At 70.3% G+C, this 22,107-nt stretch carries 19 protein-coding genes; 6 read left to right on the top strand and 13 right to left on the bottom strand.

Annotated elements, in window-relative coordinates; translation table 11 throughout:
- Positions 1 to 32: 32 nt before the first annotated feature.
- From FB561_RS33670 to FB561_RS33630, 9 genes are all read right to left on the bottom strand, one after another.
- Positions 33 to 995, bottom strand: a complete 963-nt coding sequence (locus tag FB561_RS33670; protein WP_238335284.1) for a hypothetical protein — start codon at positions 993 to 995, stop codon at positions 33 to 35.
- A complete protein-coding gene (locus FB561_RS33665; protein ID WP_145814062.1) occupies positions 988 to 1,872 on the bottom strand; it encodes an acyltransferase in 885 nt (294 codons plus the stop codon). The genes FB561_RS33670 and FB561_RS33665 overlap by 8 nt, the downstream gene beginning before the upstream one ends.
- 20 nt (positions 1,873 to 1,892) lie before the next feature.
- The gene (locus tag FB561_RS33660) at positions 1,893 to 2,840 is read right to left on the bottom strand and encodes a class I SAM-dependent methyltransferase (protein ID WP_145814061.1); all 948 of its coding nucleotides are present in this window, start codon (positions 2,838 to 2,840) and stop codon (positions 1,893 to 1,895) included.
- On the bottom strand, positions 2,840 to 3,619 hold the full coding sequence (locus tag FB561_RS33655; protein WP_145814060.1) for an enoyl-CoA hydratase/isomerase family protein: 780 nt from the start codon (positions 3,617 to 3,619) through the stop codon (positions 2,840 to 2,842). Before FB561_RS33655 ends, FB561_RS33660 begins: the two co-directional genes overlap by 1 nt.
- A 468-nt stretch (positions 3,620 to 4,087) precedes the next feature.
- Positions 4,088 to 5,131: a Gfo/Idh/MocA family protein gene (locus FB561_RS33650; protein WP_145814059.1), complete on the bottom strand. Its 1,044-nt coding sequence runs from the start codon at positions 5,129 to 5,131 to the stop codon at positions 4,088 to 4,090.
- Positions 5,128 to 6,198, bottom strand: a complete 1,071-nt coding sequence (locus tag FB561_RS33645) for a Gfo/Idh/MocA family protein (RefSeq protein ID WP_145814058.1) — start codon at positions 6,196 to 6,198, stop codon at positions 5,128 to 5,130. Before FB561_RS33645 ends, FB561_RS33650 begins: the two co-directional genes overlap by 4 nt.
- Positions 6,199 to 6,219: 21 nt before the next feature.
- Positions 6,220 to 7,095 carry a carbohydrate ABC transporter permease gene (locus FB561_RS33640; RefSeq protein ID WP_145814057.1) on the bottom strand — a complete coding sequence of 292 codons (876 nt, stop codon included), beginning with the start codon at positions 7,093 to 7,095 and terminating at the stop codon, positions 6,220 to 6,222.
- On the bottom strand, positions 7,088 to 8,044 hold the full coding sequence (locus FB561_RS33635; protein WP_145814056.1) for a carbohydrate ABC transporter permease: 957 nt from the start codon (positions 8,042 to 8,044) through the stop codon (positions 7,088 to 7,090). The genes FB561_RS33640 and FB561_RS33635 overlap by 8 nt, the downstream gene beginning before the upstream one ends.
- Complete coding sequence (locus FB561_RS33630) at positions 8,041 to 9,330, bottom strand: ABC transporter substrate-binding protein (RefSeq protein WP_145814055.1); 1,290 nt, start codon at positions 9,328 to 9,330, stop codon at positions 8,041 to 8,043. Before FB561_RS33630 ends, FB561_RS33635 begins: the two co-directional genes overlap by 4 nt.
- Positions 9,331 to 9,563: 233 nt before the next feature.
- Between FB561_RS33630 and glgX the strand changes: the two genes are divergently transcribed.
- Positions 9,564 to 11,660 carry a glycogen debranching protein GlgX gene (gene glgX / locus FB561_RS33625; protein ID WP_238335283.1) on the top strand — a complete coding sequence of 699 codons (2,097 nt, stop codon included), beginning with the start codon at positions 9,564 to 9,566 and terminating at the stop codon, positions 11,658 to 11,660.
- Between the two features lie 79 nt (positions 11,661 to 11,739).
- A complete protein-coding gene (locus tag FB561_RS33620; RefSeq protein WP_145814053.1) occupies positions 11,740 to 12,726 on the top strand; it encodes a hypothetical protein in 987 nt (328 codons plus the stop codon).
- Here FB561_RS33620 and FB561_RS33615 read toward each other — a convergent pair.
- Positions 12,658 to 13,680 (bottom strand): hypothetical protein, encoded by a 1,023-nt coding sequence (locus tag FB561_RS33615; protein ID WP_145814052.1) that lies wholly within the window; start codon positions 13,678 to 13,680, stop codon positions 12,658 to 12,660. The two genes, FB561_RS33620 and FB561_RS33615, sit on opposite strands and share 69 nt — an antisense overlap.
- 91 nt (positions 13,681 to 13,771) lie before the next feature.
- Between FB561_RS33615 and FB561_RS39065 the strand changes: the two genes are divergently transcribed.
- Positions 13,772 to 14,632, top strand: coding sequence for a MerR family transcriptional regulator (locus FB561_RS39065; protein ID WP_145814051.1), 861 nt, complete (start codon positions 13,772 to 13,774; stop codon positions 14,630 to 14,632).
- A complete protein-coding gene (locus tag FB561_RS33605; protein WP_145814050.1) occupies positions 14,632 to 15,516 on the top strand; it encodes a transglutaminase-like domain-containing protein in 885 nt (294 codons plus the stop codon). The genes FB561_RS39065 and FB561_RS33605 overlap by 1 nt, the downstream gene beginning before the upstream one ends.
- 56 nt (positions 15,517 to 15,572) lie before the next feature.
- Here FB561_RS33605 and FB561_RS33600 read toward each other — a convergent pair whose 3' ends face one another.
- On the bottom strand, positions 15,573 to 16,892 hold the full coding sequence (locus FB561_RS33600) for a helix-turn-helix domain-containing protein (RefSeq protein ID WP_145814049.1): 1,320 nt from the start codon (positions 16,890 to 16,892) through the stop codon (positions 15,573 to 15,575).
- 206 nt (positions 16,893 to 17,098) lie between these two features.
- Here FB561_RS33600 and FB561_RS33595 point away from each other — a divergent pair, with 206 nt between their 5' ends.
- Together FB561_RS33595 and FB561_RS33590 are read left to right on the top strand one after the other, a co-directional pair.
- Positions 17,099 to 17,953 (top strand): fumarylacetoacetate hydrolase family protein, encoded by an 855-nt coding sequence (locus FB561_RS33595; RefSeq protein WP_202880988.1) that lies wholly within the window; start codon positions 17,099 to 17,101, stop codon positions 17,951 to 17,953.
- A 12-nt stretch (positions 17,954 to 17,965) separates the two neighbouring features.
- The gene (locus FB561_RS33590) at positions 17,966 to 18,994 is read left to right on the top strand and encodes a Gfo/Idh/MocA family protein (RefSeq protein WP_145814048.1); all 1,029 of its coding nucleotides are present in this window, start codon (positions 17,966 to 17,968) and stop codon (positions 18,992 to 18,994) included.
- Between the two features lie 3 nt (positions 18,995 to 18,997).
- Here the strand turns inward: FB561_RS33590 and FB561_RS33585 are convergent, their stop codons facing one another.
- Complete coding sequence (locus FB561_RS33585) at positions 18,998 to 20,614, bottom strand: twin-arginine translocation signal domain-containing protein (protein ID WP_145814047.1); 1,617 nt, start codon at positions 20,612 to 20,614, stop codon at positions 18,998 to 19,000.
- A 73-nt stretch (positions 20,615 to 20,687) separates the two neighbouring features.
- Positions 20,688 to 21,989, bottom strand: a complete 1,302-nt coding sequence (locus FB561_RS33580) for an aspartate aminotransferase family protein (protein ID WP_145814046.1) — start codon at positions 21,987 to 21,989, stop codon at positions 20,688 to 20,690.
- Positions 21,990 to 22,107: the final 118 nt, after the last annotated feature.

The raw sequence follows: 22,107 nt of genomic DNA, 5'->3' as shown, positions 1-22,107 counted from the left end.
CGCTCACCCGCCGACTCCCGATCAAGCAGTGATCAGGGCCGGACGAAGCGCTCGACGATCTTGCCGGCGATCAGGTAGACCAGCGCCGCGATCCCCCAGTTCACCAGCAGGGTGTTCTTCGCGGTCTCCAGCCGGAACAGGTCCTTGAACGGGCCGACCAGATCCTGCCCGCGTTCCAGTACCCAGCGGACGATCTCGTTGCTCTGGTTCGTCTGGTCCAGCGCGGTGAACAGCGCGCCGAGCGCGAGCACCGCGGCCGCGAGGACCGCGAGCAGCCAGATCAGCGAGGCGATCAGGTTCCGCAGCCGCTTCACGCCGGAGCCGACGGTCGACAGCGCGGCCTTGCCCTTGGGCTGCCCCGCCGATCCCTTGCCCGTGGTCGATCCCTTGCCCGCGGTCGATCCCTGGCCTTCGCGGGCCGCCTTCGCCGCCGCCAGCGGGTTGGCGCCGATCGGCTTGTCCTCCGCCGCTTTGTTGCTGGAGGCATCGGTCTTCGGCCGGGTGACGGTCCTTGTCACCGCGGTGTCGTCCGCGCCGGCGGACTTCGCGGCCGCTTCCCGGGCCCGTTGCGCGGCGACGATCTCGGCCGCGGTCTGGGGTTTGGCCTTCGTGGCCGTCGCGCCGCCACCGGCCGTCTGCTCGGCCCCGGCCGGCGTCGCCGCCTGCTCGGCGTCGCCGTCGGTGGCCTTGGCCGCCTTGTCGTCGTGCGTACCCACGTCGTCCATCTCCTCAGCCGGGGTCGGTTCCTCGTCCGTCTCCGTGACCTGCGGCACCGGTTTCCTCCGCCGGTTGCCCGGGACCGGCCGCGGCGCCAACCGGCGTCGCACCCCGGCGGCCGGGCGGTCCTGACCGCTGTCCCTGCTCTCCAACGTAGCCAACTCGGGACCGTCCGTCACGATCGGCACGGGATCCACCACCTGGTGCCGGGCCGGTGTGATCGAGTCGTCGGCCGCCGCCTGGTCCAGCGCGGACCCCAGATCCGGCCGGTCAGCCACGCTGGATCTCCTCTTCTCCGACGACTTCCGGGACATACTGCCCGACTGACGAGTAACTTGAGAACCCCTCAGGTTCAACTTCGTGACCCGTCTCCGTACCGCCCGCCTGCACCGAACCACCCGTTCGTTCCGTCTCGGCCTGGACCTCCGCGTCCGGACCCGCCGTCTCCGGACCCGCCGCCGTCTCCGGCTCCGGGACCGCCCCGGCGCGCAGCCTGGCCGCCGTCGCCTCGTTGTCGCGGGCCAGGCCCTGCAGGTACGCGCGGCGCTCGGCGTCCGCGGCGTACCGGGCGACCCGGTCGCGCACCACGACGGCCGGGATGCCGGCCGCCACGGCGTACTCAGGAATGTTGCCACGGGCAACGCTGTTCGCGCCGATCACCGCGCCGCGGCCGATGTCGGTTCCGCGGGTCACGGTCACCTTGGTGGCCAGCCAGCAGTCCGGGCCGATCCGGACCGGGGACTTCACCAGGCCCTGGTCCTTGATCGGCAGGTGCAGGTCGTCGGTCTTGTGGTCGAAGTCGCAGATGTAGGTCCAGTCCGCGATCAGGGTCGAGGCACCGATCTCGATGTCCAGGTAGCAGTTCACCGTGACGTCGCGGGCGAACACCACCTTGTCGCCGATCCGCAGCGTGCCCTCGTGCGCGCGCAGCCGGGTCTCGTCGCCCAGGTGCACGAACCGGCCGAGCACGATCCGGCCGTGCCCGGGCCGGGCCACGATCTCCAGCTTCTTGCCGAGGAAGACGAACCCCTCGGTGACCACCTGCGGATGCCGCAGCTTGAACCAGGCGAACCGCCAGTAGCGCTTCAGGTAGTACGGGGTCCACGCCCGGTGGCGGACCACCCAGCGCAGGTTCTCGACCGACAACAACCGCATCCGACCAGTATCTACACCGGCTACTTCGCCACGCCGGTGATCGACACGTTGTAGTAGAGCTCGTCCGGGACGACCGAAGACAGCACCTTGTCCACCTTGGACAGCTGCAGCCAGGACTTGTACGCGAACATCCGCCAGCCGAAGCCGAGCTTCTGCTCCGGTACGGCCGCCTCGAAGGTCCGGATCGGCCAGCCGACCCAGGCGGCGAGCAACTCCTCGGTGACCGTCTTCACATCGGTCGCGCCGGCCCGCTCAGCCATCCGGGCCAGCGTGTCCGGGTCGAACGTGTGCAGGTCGACGACGGCCTCCAACGCGGCCGCGCGGGACGACTCGTCCAGCTCCTCCTGCGGCCGGCGCCAGTGCGTCAGCGCGGGCAGCCGGGTGACGTTCGTGGTGGCCCACCAGGTCAGCCGGGACAGCCGCCGCGCCACGTAGTCGCCGTACCGGGTGGGCTCGCCGCAGATGACGAAGCGGCCGCCCGGCTTGAGGACGCGCAGCATCTCGCGGAACGCCAGCTCGACGTCCGGGATGTGGTGGATCACCGCGTGCCCGATGACCAGGTCGAACGTGTCGTCGTCGTACGGCAGCTTCTCCGCGTCCGCGACCTTGCCCTCGACCGCGAAGCCGAGGGTGTCCGCGTTGCGCTCGGCCGCCTCCACCATGCCCGGCGACAGGTCGGTGACGTGCGCCTCGGCGAGGACGCCGGCCAGCTTGAGGTTGAGGGTGAAGAAGCCCGTCCCGGCGCCGATCTCGAGCGACTTGCCGTACGGCCAGCCGTCCTCGCCGGCGATCGCGGTGAACCGGTCCCGGGCGTAGGTGACGCAGCGCTCGTCGTACGAGATCGACCACTTCTCGTCGTAGGTCGAGGCTTCCCAGTCGTGGTAGAGCACCTGGGCGAGCTTGTTGTCGTTCCAGGCTGCCTCGACCTCTTCGGCGGTCGCGGCCGGCTTCTCAGCGGAGGTGGTCATCAGATTCCCTTGAACTCGGCCTTGCCCGGGCCGTTCTCGACGAAGGACTTCATCCCGATCGCGCGGTCCTCGGTGGCGAACAGCGCGGCGAACTGCTGCCGCTCGATCTCCAGGCCGGTGTGCAGGTCCACGCCCAGGCCGGCGTCGATCGCCTCCTTCGCGGCACGCAGAGCGAGCGCGGCACCCCGGGAGAACTGGGACGCCCACGCGACGGCGGCGGGGTAAACCTCGGCCGCGGGCACGACCTGGTCGACCAGGCCGATCCGCAGCGACTCGCCGGCGTCGACGAAGCGGCCCGTGTAGATCAGATCCTTGGCCTTCGACGGGCCGACCAGCCGGGACAGCCGCTGCGTACCGCCGGCGCCGGGGATGATGCCGAGCAGGATCTCGGGCTGGCCGAGCTTGGCGTCGTCGGCGGCGATCCGGTAGTCGGCGCAGAGCGCGAGCTCACAGCCACCACCCAGGGCGTACCCGGTGATCGCGGCGACCGTCGGCTTCGGGATCGCGGCGACGGCGGACAGGGCGGACTGCAGCGGGCCGGAGCGCTTGACCATGTCGGCGTAGGACATGTCGGCCATCTCCTTGATGTCCGCGCCGGCCGCGAACACCTTCTCGCCGCCGTAGATCACCACCGCGCGCACCTCGTCGGAGTCGGTCGCCTCGTGGGCGGCGGCGCGGATCTCCTCCTGCACCTGGACGTTCAGCGCGTTCATCTTCGGCCGGTCGAGCCGGATCGTGCCGACGCCGTCGGTCACTGTCAGCGTGACGAACTCGCCCATCGCCTCACTCCTCCAGTCGTCGCGACTACCCACGAGTCACATCCCCGGCACCGTACCGGACCAGGCGATCACCTAGTACTACCGGGGAGGCGCCACCGGGCGAGGTCAGGCGGGTGGACCGTCGGTGCGTGTCGGGGTAGCTCCCTCCGGGAGCAGGTGGTGAGAGGGCGGGTATGCGCGGAGTTACCGATGATGGGCACAACAAGACGGGACCTCGGACAGGCTATTTCCTGTTCGAGGTCCCGGGTTGATGGTCAGGCGCGCCTACACGCGACGGAGGACGTGCAGCAGGTACCCAGCTCCCCGAGCCCAGCTGCTCCCGGAGGGAGCTACCTCCCGCTGCGCCCGCCCGCAGTACGCACGCCTCGCCCCGGTGGCACCCGTCGGCACAAGAAGCCGGGACCTCGGACAGGTTTTTTCTTGTCCGAGGTCCCGGGTTGGTGTTCACGTGCGGCTGGATCCGCTGTTCTACAGGTCGACGGGTTGGCCGGAGGTGGCTGAGCGGCGGGCTGCGTCGACGATCTTGAGGGTTCGCAGGCCTACGGCGCCGTCCGGTTGGGGGATGACGGCCGGGCTGGTTCCCGGGACCGGCTTGCCGGACTTGCGGACCGCTGTGAGGAACTCGGTCAGCAGGGCCGCGTCGAGGTTGCCGCCGACGGCCAGGTAGACCTCGCCGGCGGGGTCGGTGCCGCCTACGTGTTGCTGGAAGGGTGCGATCTCGACCGAGCCGTTGGTGCCGGTGACCTGGAGGGTGACGCCGCCCCAGGTCGGGCCGTTGTCGGGGACGCTCCAGGAGCAGTCGATGGTTGCCAGCAGCCCGTTCTCGTACGTGATCGTGACCAGGCCGCCGGTCTCGACGTCGACGCCCTTGTCCTGGTGCAGCACCCGGTTCGCCACCGCGTGGACCCGCGCCGCCTCGACCCCACCGGTCAGGCCGTCGATCAGGTCGGCGCAGTGCACGGTGTGGTCCACCAGCGCTCCCCCACCGGCCAGCTTGGCGTCGGTGAACCACTGCCGCTGGGCGTACGGGATCTTCCCGTTGTTCGTGCCCAGCACCGCGAACACGTCACCGAGGCGACCCGCCTCCACCGACGCCTTCAGCCGCCCGTACGACGGGGCGAAGCGGACCGGGTACGCGGTCATCAGGATCACGCCCGCCGCCTCACACGCGGCCAGCATGGCCTCGCCGTCGGCGACCTCGGTGGCGAGCGGCTTTTCGCAGAGCACGTGCGCGCCGACCGCGGCGGCCCGCTCGACCAGTTCGCGGTGCAGTGCGTTCTCGCTCGTCACCACGACCGCATCCGGGCCCCACCCGAACAGCTCGTCGTACGTGTCGACGTAGTCCACGCCCAGCGACGCGGCGAACTCGGCACCGCGCGGACCGCTGTCCGGAGCGGCGGCGCCGTCCGGGTCGGACGCCAGCACCTCTACATCGGGCAACGCGGCGAGCAGCGACGCGTACGACGCGGCGTGGGTGTGCGCGAACGAGGCGATCGCGACCTTGAGGCTCATGCGACAACTCCTGCGGGGTCAACCTGACCCCGGTGGTGGGACGGGGAAGGTTTCCAGGTGGTCATGTCGATCGTGGCCCCGGTGGCCATCGACTCGCGGGCCGCCTCGGCGAGGTACACCGCGGTAGCGCCGTCGGCGGCGGTGACGCGCGGCTCGGGTCCACCGCGCAGCGCGGCGGCGAGCTCGCGCAACTGGATCAGGTACGGGCTCTCACCGAGCGTGGACGCCGGGATCAGCAGGTCTCCACCGGTCGCGCCGTCCTGGAGCTCCTCGGCGTACCCGGTGTCCTCGGCCGACGAGTACTCCAGCACGCCGGTCGACCCGGCGATGGAGAAGCCGGACTTGAACTGCGTCCCGGTCGCGCCCCAGGTCGCCCGGAGGTGGCTGATCGCACCGGAGGCGTGGGTGAGGGTGACGTGCGCGGCCACGTTGACCGGCGAGATCCCGTCCACGGTCGGCGGACTCTGCACGGCGTACACGCTGGTCACCTCGCCGCAGATCCACCGGGCCTGGTCGAGGTCGTGCACCATCAGGTCCATGATCACGCCGCCGGAGCGGGCCACGTCCCGGTACCAGCCGGCGCCCGCGGGCGAGCTCGCCTGCCGGAAGAACCGGGCCACCGCGACCTCGCCGATCCGGCCGCCCCGGACCGCGGCGTACGCGGCCGAGTACGCCGGGAAGAAGCGGACCACGTGCGCCGGGTAGATCCGCACCCCGGCGGCCGCGGCGGCCTCGAACAGCTCGTGCGAGTCGGCCGCGGTGAGCGTGAGCGGCTTCTCGCAGATCACGTCCCGGCCGGCCTTGATCGCGGCCAGGGTGAGCTCCTTGTGCGTCGCCGACGGCGTGACGATGTCGACGAACTCCACCTGGGCGAGCACCTCGTCGAGCGAGTCGACCGCCTCGAAGCCGTACTGCTCGGCCACTTCGGCGGCGCCCGCGTGCGAGTGCACCAGCACCCGGGCGCCGAGTGCCTTCCACGCGGCGGCGTGCACGTGCGAGATGTTGCCCGCGCCGATCAGGCCCACTGTCGGTCCGGCGGTCGGACCGGACAGGTCTGGTTCACTCATCAGTTTCCTTCTGCTCGAGAACTACTTCAGTCCGGAGAACGCGATCCCCTCGACGACCCGGCGCTGCAGGACGACGAACAGGATCAGCACGGGAGCCATCGCCATCAGCGCGGCGGCCATCAGGACACCGGGCGAGATGCTGCCCTGGTACCCGCTCAGCGTGGCCAGGCCGACCGCGAGCGGCATCTGCTCGGGCGACGAGGTGACCACCAGCGGCCAGAGCAGGTCCGCCCAGGAGGCCAGCACGGTGATGATCGCCAGCGAGATCAGCCCCGGTTTGGCGACCGGCAGGACGACCTTCCAGAACGTCTGCCACGGGTTGCAGCCGTCCAGCCGGGCGGCTTCCTCCAGCTCGGCCGGGATCGACTTGAAGAACTGCATCATCAGGAACGTGCCGAACGCACTGAAGATGCCGGGGGCAACGATGCCCTGGATCGAGTCCAGCCAGCCGAGCTGCTGGACGATCTGGTACTGCGGGATCAGGTACACCTGGCTCGGCACCATCAGGATCGACAGGATCAGCGCGAGCATGACCCCCTTGAACCGGAAAGACATCCGGGCGAACGCGTAGCCGGCCATCGAGCACAGCACCAGCTGGCCGATGGTCCGGCCGGCCGTGACCGCGACCGACACCCAGAACTGATCCAGGAACGGCAGCCGCTCGAACACCTCGGTGAAGTTGCTCCAGCGCAGTTCGCCGGGCAGCAGCTTCGGCGGGATCGCCTGGATCTCGGCCTGGCTGGAGAACGCCATCTTCAGCTGCCACAGGAACGGGAACATCATCACCAGGCTGCCGAGGATCAGCACCACGTGCGCGACCCGGTTGCTGCCCAGCCTGGCCTGGTCGGCCCGCCGGGACGAGCGTGCCGAGGAAAGCTTCGGGGACAGCTCAGCCATAGTTCACCCACCTCCGCTGGAACCGGAACTGGAACAGGGTCAGCACCCCGACCACGGCCAGGATCAGGATCGCCACCGCCGCGGCGTACCCGCGGTCGTTGCCGACGAAGGCGGCGTCGTAGAACAGGAACACCAGCGACTGCGTCTTCGGCATCACCGGGTTGGTCGGGCCGAGCAGCGCGAACAGCTGGTCGAACAACTGGAACCCGGCGATCGTGGTGATCACCGACAGGAAGAAGATCGACGGGCTCAGCAGCGGCACCGTGATCTGGCGGAACTGCTGGGCCGAGCTCGCGCCGTCCAGCGACGCCGCCTCGTACAGCTCGCCGGGGATGCCCTTCAGCCCGGCCGACAGCACGATCATGTTGAAGCCGATCGACATCCACAACCCGAGCAGCGCGACCGCGATCAACGCGAACCACTCCTGCGTGATCCACGACGGCCCGTCCACGCCGACCACGCCGAGCACCTGGTTCAGGACGCCGTAGTCACCGTTGTAGATGAGTCGCCAGACCAGCGAGATCGCGGTCGGCATCGCCACGTACGGCAGGAAGAACAGCGTCCGGTACACCATCGCGAAGCGCAGGTTCGGCCGGTTCAGCAGGCTCGCGAACAGCGTCGCCAGCGGGATCCCGAGCAGCACGATCGCGGTGTAGACGACCGTGTTGACGATGGCCCGGTACACCTCGCCGTCGGTCACCAGCGCGCTGTAGTTCGCCGCGCCGGCCCAGGTGCTGCCGCCGAACGGGCCGGTGTCGGTGAAGCTGGTGTACAGCGTCTTGACCAGCGGCCAGAGGTAGAAGACGACGACGCCGAGGAAGGTCGGCAGGACGAACAGCCACGGCCACCCGCCGTCGCCGGCCGGCCGTCGCCGGACCGGGGCGCGCCGCCCGCCGTCCGGCCGGGTGGTCCGGCCGGACGAGCGGGTCACGTCGGTGGCAGAGCTCATTTCTCCTTGCCCAGTGCCTCGTCCATCTGCTTCGCGACCTCGGGGCCGATCTCGGACATCGGCTTGTCCCCGCCGAAAGCGGCCGCGATCTGGTCGGTCTCCAGCTTGTTCCACACCGCGGTGTCCTTGGAGACCGGGTACGGCTCGGCGTACTGCTCGGCCGCCTCGATGTAGGTCTTCAGGTTGTACCCGGGCACGGAGTTGACGAAGTCGCCCTGGGTGCCGGTGAAGGCCGGGTTGGCGGCGCCCGCCTTGGCCTGGATCAGCGCGGCGTCCTTGCCGCCGAGGAAGGCCAGGAACGCGGCCGACGCCTCGGGGTTCTTGGTCTTGGCGCTCATCACGTTGGCGATCCCGTGGATCACCGTCTTCCGCTCGCCACCGGGGGCCTTCGGCAACGGAACGACGGTGAAGTCGTCCTTGTGCTGGGACTTGATCGCGGCCGAGACGACCCAGTTGCCGTTCCACATCATCGCGGCCTTGCCGTCGAAGAAGCGGTCCTGGCTCTTGGTCTCGGCGTTCTGCGCCGCGGTCGGGGTGTAGCCGTTCTTCACCATGTCGGACCAGAACTGCAGCGCCTCGACCGACTTCGGGTCGCCGTAGCCGGACTTGCCGTCCTTGATCACGTAGCCGCCGTTGCTCAGCATCGCCGGGTAGTAGTCGGCCTGGTTGCCGAGCGTGTCACCGGTGGCGAAGATGCCCTTCGGGCCGAGCGCGGCCTTCAGCTTCGCCGCGGCCGCCTTGTAGTCGTCCCAGGTCCAGTCCGCCGTCGGCGGCTGCACCTTGGCGTCGGCGAAGAGCTTCTTGTTGTACCAGAGGGCGACCGTGTCGTAGTCCTTCGGGACGCCGTACTGGGTGCCGTCGAGCGTGTAGAGGTCGTTCAGCGCCTTCGGGTAGTTCGCCGGGTCGAGCTGCTTGGCCTCGGTCAGGCCGTCGAGCTTGGCGAGCTGGTCGTTCGCGGCGAACAGCTGGAAGTTCGGGCCGTTCATCCAGAACACGTCGGGCAGGTTGTCGGACGTGCCCTGGGTCTTCAGCTTGGTGAAGTACTGGTCGAAGGTGGCCAGCGAGATGGACACCTTGACGTTCGGGTACTTGGCGTTGAACGCCTTCACGATCTCCTGCATCGCGGGCTGCTGGTTCACGTCCCAGATCGCGTAGGTGATGTCACCCTTCACCTGGGACGGGTCGTCGGGGACCTTCGTGTCGCCGGCCTGGTCGGTGCCCCCGCCACAAGCGGTGAGCGCGGTGGCGGCCAGCACGAGTCCGGCCACGACTGATGGGATTCGCATTCTTCTCCTCGGCTCCCCTGGGGAACGTGTCGGGTGGCGACGCCGGCCAGGAGTAGGGCCGGCCAACCTGTCACCTGACGTAGGGTGGGTCAGGTAACTTAGTAACGGTCTTTGCGTTTCTATCATTGCGCACAGGCGTTCGCAACCAGCCTCTCCCGCACATCAGCAAATCGTTACGTGCATCTCAGCACACCCCTGCAGCTTCTTTGACAGGTCATGGGCAGAATGTGCCGGTGACCGAAGCCCAGGCCGCCCCGAACGCGCTCGGCCCCTCCCCCGGACCGGACCCCCGGCTGGGGGCGGTGGTCCAGTCCGACGGCACCACCTTCACCGTGTGGGCGCCGGCCGCCGAGCGGGTCGAGCTGACCCTGATCGACGCCGACGGCGGCCAGCGCAACCTCGACCTCGCGCACACCGGCGAGTACTGGACCGGGTTCGTCGCCGGCGTCGGCCACGGCCAGCGGTACGGGTACCGCGTGCACGGGCCGTTCGACCCGGCGCAGGGGCTGCGGTTCTCCCCGGCCAAGCTGCTGCTCGACCCGTACGCCCGGGCCGTCGACGGCGAACTCGACCACGGCAGCCCGCTGATCTACGACTCCTCCGACGGCGACTCGGCTGGGCACGTCCCGGTCGGCGTGGTGGTCGCGGACTCGCCGCCGCCCCCGCCGATCAGCCGGCCGGTGACGTGGAGTGAGACGGTCGTCTACGAACTGCACACGAAGGGCTTCACCAAGCTCCACCCGGACGTGCCCGAGCACCAGCGCGGCACGTACGCCGGGCTCGCGCACCCCTCCGTGATCCGGTACCTGACCGACCTCGGCGTCACCTCGGTCGAACTGCTGCCGATCCACCACTTCCTCACCGAGCCGTCGATCGCGGCCCGTGGCCTGCCGAACTACTGGGGCTACAACTCGCTGAACTACTTCAGCCCGCACGCGCCGTTCTCGTCGGCGGGTTCGGCCGGTGAGCAGGTGGCCGAGTTCAAGGCGATGGTGGCCGCGTTCCACGCCGCCGGGATCGAGGTGATCCTCGACGTCGTGTACAACCACACCGCCGAGAGCGGGACCGACGGCCCGACGCTGAGCTTCCGCGGCCTGGACAACCGGGCGTACTACCGGCTCGCCCACGGCGGCGCGATGTACGACGTGACCGGCACCGGCAACTCGGTCAACACCGCGCACCCGCAGGTCCGCCGGCTGGTGATGGACTCGCTGCGGTACTGGGTCGAGGAGATGGGCGTCGACGGGTTCCGGTTCGACCTGGCGGTGACGCTGATCCGCAACGAACGGCACGAGGTGGACACCCTCGACCACCCGTTCCTGGCCGAGGTGGCCGCGGATCCGGTGCTCGGCCGGGTCAAGCTGATCTCGGAACCGTGGGACGTCGGCCCGTACGGTTACCAGGTCGGCAACTTCGGCACGCCCTGGTCGGAGTGGAACGGCAAGTTCCGCGACAGCGTCCGCGACGTCTGGCGGAACTCCTCCGACGGCGTCAAGGACCTCGCGTACCGGCTGTCCGGCTCGAGCGACCTGTACGGCGACGACGGCCGGTACCCGTACGCGTCGATCAACTTCGTCACCGCGCACGACGGGTTCACCCTGCGCGACCTGGTCTCGTACGACCACAAGCACAACGAGGCGAACCACGAGGACAACCGCGACGGCACCGACGACAACCGGTCCTGGAACTGCGGGGTCGAGGGCGAGACCGACGACCGGGCCGTGATCGCGCTGCGCAAACGCCAGATGGCGAACCTGATGTCCACGCTGGTGCTGTCCACCGGCGTGCCGATGATCACCGCGGGCGACGAGTGCGGGCGGACGCAGTACGGCAACAACAACGCGTACTGCCAGGACAGCGAGCTCTCCTGGTTCGACTGGTCGCTGCCGGCGCAGTGGGCGGATCACCTGGCGCTGACCAAGAAGCTGCTCGCGCTCCGGGCCGCCCATCCGACGTTGCGGCAGTGGCACTACTTCTCCGGTCAGCCGGTGGTCCCGGGTGGGCGCAAGGACCTGTCCTGGATCGCGCCGCACGGTGGTGAGATGACGGATGCCGACTGGTTCGACGGGAGCCTGCGCACGCTCGGGATGTTCCTGGCCGGCGACGCGCTCCGCGGGACCGATGTCGAGGGCAACGTGTTGGTGGACCACTCGTTCCTGCTGGCGCTGAACGCGACCCCGGAAGCGCGCCAGGTCGTCGTCCCGGACGCGTCCTGGGCCCCGGCGTACGAGGTCGTCCTGGACACCTCCGAGTCCGGCGTCACCGAAGTGGAAGCCGGCGCCGTCGTACCACTCGCACCCCGCTGCCTGGTCCTGCTCCGCGCGCTGTGACCGCGGTCCCTCGCGCGGGTGAGATACGGCACTCGCGGGAGGGAAGTACCGCGCGGTGGGCGGCGACAGACTCGGTGGGGTGAACACCGCCACGGCCAGAGCGATCGGCTACCTCACCGTCGTCGCCATGCTGCCCTACCTCAGCCTCAAGACGGCCTGGCTCCTCGGCAGCGACCTGGGGCTGGCCCAGCCGGACCTGATGAGCTCGCCGGCCTTCGTGACGGGCAACCTGCTGACCGCGGCGATGGAGCTCGTCGCGGCCGTGCTGACGCTGGCCCTGGTGCGGGACTGGGGACGACGGCTGCCGGTGTGGTCGTTGCTGTTCCCGATGTGGGTCGCCGCCGGACTGCTCGCCCCGGTGATGCTGGCGGCGCCACTCGGCCTCGCCGCCGAACTGATCACCGGTGCGGGCACCGCGAGTGGGGATCCGGAGAACGGCCTGCGGGGCTGGGTGTACGCCATCGTGTACACCGGGTTCATCCTGCAGGGCCTCGGGCTTGCCGCCGCCTTCGCCCACCACGTCCGCGCCCGGTGGGGACGGACGCTCAGCGAGCGCGGGGAGTACAGCCCGGCTCGTGAGGTCCAGATCCTGGTGACCGTTGCCGTCGGCATCCTTACCGCCGTGGTCGTCGCCCTGCGGCTGTACTGGGCCCTCGGTGGGCAGGCGGGGCTGCCGGTGGCGGACCGCGATCTTCCTCAGCAGGCGATGGACGCGGCGTCGGCCGTGCTCGCATTCGCCGGACTGTTCGGGCTGGGCGTCCTGGTCTCCGGCCGGAGTCGGCGCATCTGGTGGCCGCTCGGTGCGGCGTGGATCGGCTCCGGCTCGATGCTCTGCTCGGGCCTGTACCAGGTCGTCATCCTGCTCGCTCCGGGGTCACCGTTCGACGCGGCCGGTGGGGGCGGGCTCGCTCTGGTCCTGGTCGCCCAGGTACTGGCCGGGGCGCTCGCGGCGGCCACGGGAGCGTTCCGCCTCGTCGAACTCCGGACGCCGGATCGCTCAGGCCGAGAGGCGGGACCAGCTGGTCGGGTGGGACCAGATCGCGTGCGGGCCGAGGTAGGGCCGTAACAAGGTCGTCAGGGTCGGGTCGCCCTCGCCTCGGAGCTCCGCGGTGGCGATCTGCCGGGCGGCACCGGCCAGCAGGTCGGCGACCTGGACCCGGGGATCGGTCCGCGAGTCGGCCTGTTCGAGGGTGAGCAGGCTGTCCGACTCCACCGTCAGCAGCTGGTTGAGTTGGGCGATCCGGTGGACCGTCAGGGCACTCTGCTCGTCGTGGATCACCGCGACCTGACGGCCCGGACCAGCCCAGTGCAGGCTCGTCTCCAGTAGCGCGGGGATCATCACCTCCAACGGCGGGATCAGGGTCCGGTCGTCGAAAAGCCTGTCCTGCAAGGCGAGCAGGCGCGGCCGGCCGGTCCGGATCAGCCGCAGCGGCTCGCTGATCGGCAGCGCCTCGTCCGCCTCGTACTCCGCGGCGACCGCGAGGAACGCCTCGGTCCGGGTCAGGTACTGGCCGTGGTTCTTGGCCCGCAGCAAGCTGATGAATGCCTTGAGCAACGACTTCCACCGGACCGGACCGAACGTCGCCGGACCTTGATGGTGCAGCACCCGCGCGAGCGCGACGGCACGGTGGTCCCGGTCCAGGCTCGTCCCGGTGACGTAGCTCAACTCCCCGGCGAACAGGCCGCTGATCCGTCCCGCGACCAGGAACCGCTTGTCTGTCAGCTGCACCGCCGCCTGCCCGAGCAACGGTCCGTCCGGACCGAGGAACCAGCTCAGGACCGGCCGCTGGTCGGGCCGCAGCAACTGGGCGGACTTGTACTCCCGGACCGGGTACGGCGAGCTGGCCCGGAGCAGGGCCACGCAGTCGGCGGCCGCCTCGTCATCGATCCGGACGCTGGCGTGCGCGAGTACCCGGGCGTCCTGGTCGAGCAGATTGGTCCCGGAAAACCCGGACTCGTCACAGGCGATCTCCACCACCTGCGCTGGTCCGCACTGCTCGCCTACGGGCTCGGCGGCCATGCACCCCATCATCGACCGGACCCGCGGACTTGACCACGGGTTTTGCGGCCGGACTTCACTTTGCCCCAGGGGCAGGGTGTTGAGTAGGCGCATGGCACAGGTTGTCGAGCTGACGATCAGCGAGTTCGGCCGGCGGGCGGGGCTGTCCCACAAGGCGCTGCGGTTGTACGACGTGTCCGGGCTGCTCGCCCCGGCCCGCGTCGACCCGGTCAGCGGCTACCGCCGGTACGACGAGTCGCAGCTGGAACGGGCCCGCCGGATCAGCGTGCTCCGCCAGCTCGACATGCCGCTGAGCACGATCGCGGAGGTGCTGGCCGGGTCCGACGAGGAGGCCCTGATCCGGCTGGACCGGTGGTGGGCGGCCGAGGAGGCGACCAGCGCGTCCCGGCGGGCGACGCTGGAGTACCTGCGAGACCGGCTGATCCGGGCCGGCTCACCGGGGTTGCCGCCGCGGCCGGTCCGGCTCCGCGAAGTACCGGAGACGAAGATCGCCGCGATCCGGGCCGACACCGACCAGCAGTCGCTGATGGGCGTGATCGTCACCTCGACGATGGAGATCCGGGCCCATCTGGAGGCCGCCGGCGCGGAGCTTCCGGGTGGGTCCTGGGTGATCTACCACGGCTCGGTCACCCCGGAGAGCGAGGCGACCGTCGAGGTGTGCGTCCCGTTCACCGGACTGGTCGACCCGGCCGGGCCGATCACGATCCGGGTCGAGCCCGCGCACACCGAGGCGTACTGCACGATCACCAAGGACGAGTGCGCGTATCCGCGGATCATGCTCGCCTACGACCTGCTCCAGGACGAGGTCCGCCGGGCCGCCTGGCCGGAGACCGGGTCCGTCCGGGAGATCTACCACCGGCACTTCCGCGAGCTGGCCGGCTCCGACCCGGCCGTCGACATCGCCCAGCCGATCCGGGCCGACAGCGCCCGCCCGAACCGAGGAACCGCCTGATGGACCACACCCGCCAGACCGCCTACAGCGACCCCGGCCGGTACGCCGGACTGCTGGACGCGGTCCCCACCGACATCGCCGGCCTGACCGACGTCGTCCGCAACCTGCTGATCCACTACCGAGGGGGCGAGGTCGAGTTCACCCCTGATCGGTTGGAGGAGGTGAACCACCGCTGGGTCGACGAGATCCTCGCCTGCGACCAACAGCGCAACGCGGTCCCGTTGACGACACCCCGCGAGCCGGTCGACCGCGTCGCCGGCTGCTGCCGCGACTTCACCTTGCTGGCCGTCGCGATGCTGCGGCACCAGGGGATCCCGGCCCGCAGCCGGATCGGGTTCGCGTCGTACTTCACGCCCGGGTTCCACCACGACCACGTGATCGTGGAGTACTTCGACCGCGGCCGCTGGAACCAGGTCGACCCGCAGATCGGCCCGGCCGAGCACTGGGGGTTCGACGTGCACGACATCCCGGCGGGCCGGTTCCGGTCGGCGGCCGAGGTGTGGCTGGCGTTCCGCGCCGGGGAGATCGACGGCGACCTGTACGGGGTGGCGCCGGACCTGCCGATCCGCGGCGGCTGGTTCATCCGGGACTACGTGTTCCTGCAGCTCGCGCATCTGCGGGGCGACGAGCTGCTGTTGTGGGACGGGTTCGGCGCGATGGCCGACGACCTGTCGATGGACCTCGGCCCGACCGACGAACTGGCCGCGCTACTGGTCGCCGCCGACGCCGGCGACCGGTCCGCGGACACGAAGCTGGCCGACCTGTACCGGATCGACCCGGACCTCCACCCGGGCCGGCTGATCGAGGTCCGCTCCCCCACCGGCACCCCGCCCTACCGGATCGACCTGGGCACTCGGCGGAAGCTGCCAGGGTTGTCGGACTGAACCGCCCTTTGGTCACGCCGTAAAGCCTTGAGTGGTCGGGCCGGTGAAGTTCAGGGCTACTCGAGGACGAGGCGGAACTGCTGCCGCGGGCGGCCGCCCCGGGAGGACTGGACCGACGGCATCGGCCACGCCAGGCCGGCGTCGACCAGGGTGACGAGCATGCGGCGAGCGCTGCGAGGGGTGACGCCGAGGCCGTCGGCCACGGCTTCCGCGTCGACCACGACCGGTTCGCCTGGTTTCAGCGACAGTACCTCGACGATCCGGGCCAGCGTCTCGGCGGCCTTCGACCAGCTCGTCGGCGGCTCGCTCGAAGCCGGCTGATCCGGCGGACCCGACAGGGCCGTCGCGCTGCCGTCCGGACGGACGAGGTACGCGGGCGCGTCGGTGGACGCACGGGATCGCGCCAGCGCGGCGTACGCGTGCTCCTCGGCGGCCCGGGGCGTCTCCCCTACACCGACACCGAGGTCGGTGATGATGCCCGTCTCCGCGCGGACCCGGTCGACGAACCGCGGCGACTGCAGCCGGTCGGTCAGCTGGGCGAGCGAACCACGGGTCGCCGTGATGACGAACGTGTCCGCGTCTCGCTGGGCGATGGCGACGCCGAGTTCACCGAGCTCGGCGAGCAGCAGCTGGTGCAGGCCGAGGATCAGCTCGAGGTACCGATAGCCCTGCGGCCCGCTGCTGACCGGGCGCGAGGACGGCGCGACCTGGACGACCACCATGACGATCTGCGAGTCGCCGCGGATACTGCCCGCGCCGAGCAGCGCCGCGGTGTTGAGTGCGATCCGGATCGTGTTCGCCGGCGGGATCAGCCGCAGCGCCGGGACGTCGACCTCGCTCAGCCGCTGGGCGACGGACTTCACCGTCGTCAGCGCGGTCGACGTCAGGCCCTCCTCGGACAGCTTGCGGTGGAACTCGACGAACTCGTCCACCGACCCGGTGTCGCGGTACTCCAGGGTGTGCACGCGCTCGGTGCTGACGCCGATGTCGGCGTACGCGACCTCGACCTCGGCCGCCGAGATCGAGTCGATGCTCACCCGGGACGGATCGAGGGTGCCGGCCATCAGGCCCCGGATGATGCTGGAGTACAGCGACGCGCCGCTGACCGGGACGAACGTCGACGGCACGGTGAGCTCACCGGCCTCCCGTGCCAGGTCGTACTGCAGCGGGCCGGTGAACAGGATGACGTCGACACTGCCGGCCACCTTCTGGACCTGGTCGTACGCCTGCCGTTCCCGGTCGTGCGCCGCACCGACCAGCCGCCAGTTCCGGGCGCCGGCCGCCTCCTCCATGAGCAGGATCTGCTGGACCATGTCCCGCGGGCCGACGACGCCGATGCTGACCGGCTCGTCCTCCGTCCCCCGATGCCACTGCAACTGCCGGCGCTCCTCTCTCGGACTGCCTCGGACAGTACTATCCCGGCCGCGCTCCGCCGGTCCCGGCGCGGAGGTGTCGCGGCCGATCATTTGACGGACGTCCGAAATTCCTGAAAGATCCGTCCCTAAGCCTAGGCAGTTCGGCGAGGCGGGGGCAAGAACGTCCCGCGGGACTCGGCCGGACCGACCCGTACGAGGAGGCATCCGTGCAGTTCGCCCGCGTTCGCAGAGCTCCCGGCCACGAGGTGGAGCTGGTGTCCCGCCAGTCCGACGGGAAGCTGGTCCCGCTGTCCGCGCTCGACCGTAGCGGCCTGGCCGACCCGGTCGCGCTCATCGCCCGGTTCCCCGGCGACGAGCTCGCTCGTGCGGTCGAGGAGCTGGGCGCCGCCGAGCTGCTGGACGCGGAGCAGGTGCTGTTCGAGCCGCCGGTCGCGACCTGTACCAAGGTCTGCTGCCTGGCGCTGAACTACCGCGACCACGCCGAGGAGAGCAACCTCGAGGTACCGGTCGAGCCGGTGCTGTTCTTCAAGCCGCCGTCGGCGCTGACCGGGCACCGGACCACCGTGGTCGCGCCGCGCCGGACCCGGCACCTGGAGCACGAGGTCGAGCTGGCGGTCGTCATCGGCCGCCCGACCCGGGACCTGCCGGCCGAGCGCTGGGCCGAGGCGGTCGCGGGGTACACCGTCATCAACGACATGACCGCGCGCGACCTGCAGCTGGTGAACATCGAGCGCAACGTGCCCTGGGACCAGTCCAAGGGATTCGACACCTTCGCCCCGCTCGGCCCGTACCTGGTCACGCCCGACGAGATCCCCGACCCCGGCGCGCTGCAGATGCGGCTCGAGGTCGGCGGGGCCGTCCGGCAGCAGGCGAACACAGCCCAGATGGTCTACGGCATCCCCGAACTGATCGCCAACCTGTCCGACGGCATGACGCTGCTGCCCGGTGACGTGATCGCGACCGGGACCACGGCCGGCCTGGCGCCGCTGGCCGAGGGCGACGTGATGCGCGCGACGATCGACGGCCTCGGCACGCTCGAGAACGACGTCCACTTCGGCTGAGAGGACGCCGCCATGGAGCAGGTCCGGTTCGGGCTGGTCGGGACCGGCGCGATGGCCGCCCTCACCGGCAAGGTCCTCGCCCAGACCCCGTACGCAACCGTCACCGCGGTGAGCAGCCGTACCCGCGCCAGCGCCGACGGGCTCGCCGCCGAGCAGCAGGCGTTGCAGGGCAGCAAGGTGACCGCGTACGACGACTACGAGGCCCTGATCGCGTCCGGTGAGTGCGACGCGGTCGCCGTGATGACGCCGGACCACCTGCACGCGGATCCGACCGTCGCGGCCGCGGCGGCCGGCCTGCACGTCCTCATCGAGAAGCCGCTGGCGACCTCCCTCGCCGACGCGGACCGGATGGTGGCCGCCGTCCGCGACGCCGAGGTCAAGGCGATGTGCCTGTACAACCATCGCTGGCTGCCGGTGAACGCGAAGGCCAAGCAGCTGCTCACCACGATGGGCGCCCCGATCAGCGGGTACTCCCGCAAGCACGACACCATCGACGTCCCGACCTCGATGCTGCGCTGGGCCGAGCGGACCACCTGCGCGTGGTTCCTGTCCGGCCACGACATCGACCTGGTCAGCTGGCTGTTCGGCAGTGAGGTGACCGAGGTACAGGCGATGGGGCGGACCGGGTTGCTCGCGGCCCGTGGGATCGACACCCCGGACGCGATCGTCATCCAGGCCCGGTTCGGCAACGGCGCGGTGGCGACCTTCGAATCGGGCTGGGTCAATCCGGAGACGTTCCCGACCATGATCGACAGCTACCTCAGCGTCGTCGCCGAGGGCGGCACGGTGCACGTGGACCGGCAGAAGGAGGGCGTGCTCGCGGCGACCCCGGAGTCCTTCAGCTATCCGCGGACGATGATCGAGAGCGAGATCCACGGCGTCCTGCGCGGGTCGTACCCGTTCGCCGTCGAGCACTTCGTGGACTGCGTCCGGACCGGCCGCGAACCGCTGGCCGGGATCGAGAGCTCCCGCCACGTCACCGCCGTGCTGGCGGCCGCGCACGAGGCTCTCGACACCGGCCATCGCGTCAGCGTCGGCTGACCGTCAGGCGCCGAACTTCGCGCCCCAGTTGAGGTAGGCGACGTTGCCGAGCAACCAGCCGAACCCGATCGCCTGCTGACCGTCGACCTCGGGCGTCGGCCGGTACCGGTCGTACAGCGCGAGGCTGTGCCGGTGCACCTCCGGGCTCCATGGCGCCACCTGCATCCAGCGCGGCGCCTGGTGCGCGACCGAGGCCGCACCCGTCCCGGTCCCGGCGACCGTGGTGTGGATCGAGGGCAACCCGGCCGCGTCGGTCATCGCCACGTTCTGCGTGTATGTCCGGGCGAGCCGGACCATGTCCTGGCCGGTGAAGCCCAGCTTGGCCCGGAACGCCCGGACCGCGAACTCGACGTCGATCGCACCGTGGCTGATGTCCTCGAACTGCTTCGCGCCCCGGCCCTCCGGCGTGAAGACGGACACGTCGGTCGCCGGCGAACCGGTCTTGGCGAACCCGTCGTAGACGTGACCGCCGGCAGGCCAGTAGTGCCAGCTGTACGCACCACCGGCGTCCACGGCGAGCTGCCGCGACAACATCTTCGCCATCGCCGCGACCTTGCGCCGGTACGTCGGGTCGCCGGTCACGATCGCCAGCTCGACCAGGGTCTGGCCGAGCCCGACCGACTGGTTGAGCGGCTGCTCGCACCCGTCGTACGGCAACGGCTGGCTCTTCGGCCAGATCAGGCACCCCTCGCCGTCGGTCTCGCGGTACTCCCAGTCGTGCACGGCGACCGCGTCCCGGACCGCGGCCAGGTACTCGGCCGCCTTCGCCCGGTACCGCGGATTCGCGAGCAAGGGTGGGCTCTGCCGGACGATCCGGACGAAGCTCGCGATCGGGTACGTGATCATGCCGGTGTGGACGGCGAAGATGACCGGTGCCGACAGCAACGGGAAGCTCCCGGTCACCGGATCGCCCGCGGCCGCCGGACTCTCCCGGACATCGCGAACGGTCACCATCAGCGGGCCGATCGGCGCCTGGTACACCCGCGTGACCGCGTAGTCCGGGCTCGACGGGTCCATCGTCAGGTTCGCAGCCGTCTCGGTCCGGTTGGTCTGCGTGTTCACCAACTTCAGCGTGAAGGTCCCGGCCCGGGACCCGGCCTGGACCGACACGGTCGTGGTGTCGGCGTACGACAAGCCCGACCGGACCTCGAGCGTCGGCCGGCCGTCGGCGTCCTTCAAGGTGGTGAAGCCGACCGTGTACGGGTGGTCGGCGCGCCAGGCCGGTTCGGACCGGCCGCGGTAGTCGGTCACGCCGCGCTCGCTGTCGCGAACCGACAGCACCTGGTCGATGTTCTCGATCAGCCGGTCCAGGTAGTACGGGGCCTTGTAGGTCTCGTACATCCGGACCAGGCCGAGCAGCACGTACGACTGGCTCCACGCCAGCATCCCGGACCGGCCGTCGGCGTTGGTGTTGTCGTTGGGCTGGTCCGGCTGACCGGGTGACCCCTGCTGGAACAGGCGGTCCCAGTCGTCGAAGGTCCGGCGGGCGGTGTAGTCGACCGTCGCGGCGTGCGCGGACGGGGTCAGCAGACTAGAACCGGCCATCACGCCAGCGGCGGTCAGGCCGCTCACGCGCAGGAAGTCACGGCGGTTCGGTCCGGATGGGCGGAAGGACTGCATCGGGCTACCTCCAGCGGATCGGGGTACGGCAGAACTCGAAGGGAACGGCTTCGGTACTCCCCCGTGATGACCGTCAGAGCGCGGCCAGGGCGGCGGTCACCGCCCGCAGCGTCTCCTCGATGTCGTCCTCGGTGTGCGCGGTCGACAACAGCCACAGACCGCGCGGCACGATGTTGACCCCGCGGTCCTGCAGTTCGGCGTGGAACCGGGCCGCCAGCGCGCGGTCGATCCCGGCGAAGTCCCGGTAGTCGCGCACCTCGGTGGCCTCGGTGAAGTAGGTCTGGAACGCGGCCCCGACTCCGTCGACCAGCAACGGGATCCCGGCCGCGGCGGCGGCTTCGCGCAGCCCGGCCATCAGCCGGCGGCCGTTCGTCTCCAGCCGGCCGTACAGCGCGTCGCGCTGCTCGTCCAGGATCGTCAGGGTGGCGTTCGCCGCGGCCATCGCCACCGGGTGCGAGTTGAAGGTACCGGCGTGGCCGACCTTGCCGGACGCGATCGTCTCCATCACGGCGGCGCGGCCGACGAGCGCCGACGCCTGCATGCCACCGGCCATCGCCTTGCCGAAGGTGGCCAGGTCGGGCGTCACGCCGAGGAGTTCCTGGGCGCCACCGGGTGCGACCCGGAACCCGGTGATCACCTCGTCGAAGATCAGCAACGTGCCGTGCTCGTCACACAGGTCCCGGACCCCTTCGAGGTAGCCGGGCGACGGCAGGATCGCGCCGCTGTTGCACAGGATCGGCTCCATGATCACGGCCGCGAGCTCGCCGCGGTGCTCGGCCATGGTGGCTTTCAGCGCGTCGAGGTCGTTCCAGCGGACCACGACGAGATCGCCCTCGGCCGACGGCGGCTGACCGAGGGTCCCAGGCACCGGGACGGGCGCGTCGGCGGAACCGGCCTGGTCGAGCGCGGGGTGCAGGGAGTACAGCACCGGGTCGAACCAGCCGTGGTAGTGCCCCTCGAACTTCAGCACCTTCGGCCGCCCGGTGTGGCCCCGCGCCAGCCGCAGCGCGCCGTGCACTGCCTCGGACCCGACGCTGTTGAACCTGACCAGCTCGGCCGACGGCACCATCGAGCAGAGCCGCTCCGCGACCTCGATCTCGAGCCGGTGCTGCGCGGCGTACGACATGCCACGGCCGGCCTGGTCGGCGACGGCCCCGACCACCTCGGGTGGGCAGTGTCCGAGGACGGACGGGCCCTGGCCCAGCACGTAGTCGAGGTAGGAGTTGCCGTCCACGTCCCAGAGCCGGGACCCGGCCGCGTGGTCGACGTACAGCGGCGTCCCGGCGGAGCGGCGGGCGTCGCTAGATACCCCACCGGCGATCACCTTCCGCGCCGACCCGAACAGGGCCGCGGCGTTCGTCAGATTCCTTGCCATGTGCAACTACTCCTCGTCGGTCGAGCCCGGGCGGCCGGCCCGGCGCGAGCAGCCTGGTGGGAATAATGCGCCCGACACATTGCCTGTATCGGTCGTCCGTAATAGCGTCACACTGCCA

Origin of the sequence: Kribbella amoyensis (assembly GCF_007828865.1) — a bacterium.
Classification (GTDB): Bacteria; Actinomycetota; Actinomycetes; order Propionibacteriales; family Kribbellaceae; genus Kribbella; species Kribbella amoyensis.
Note: the sequence above shows the minus strand (reverse complement) of the source record. Positions and strands in the feature narration are given on the sequence as shown.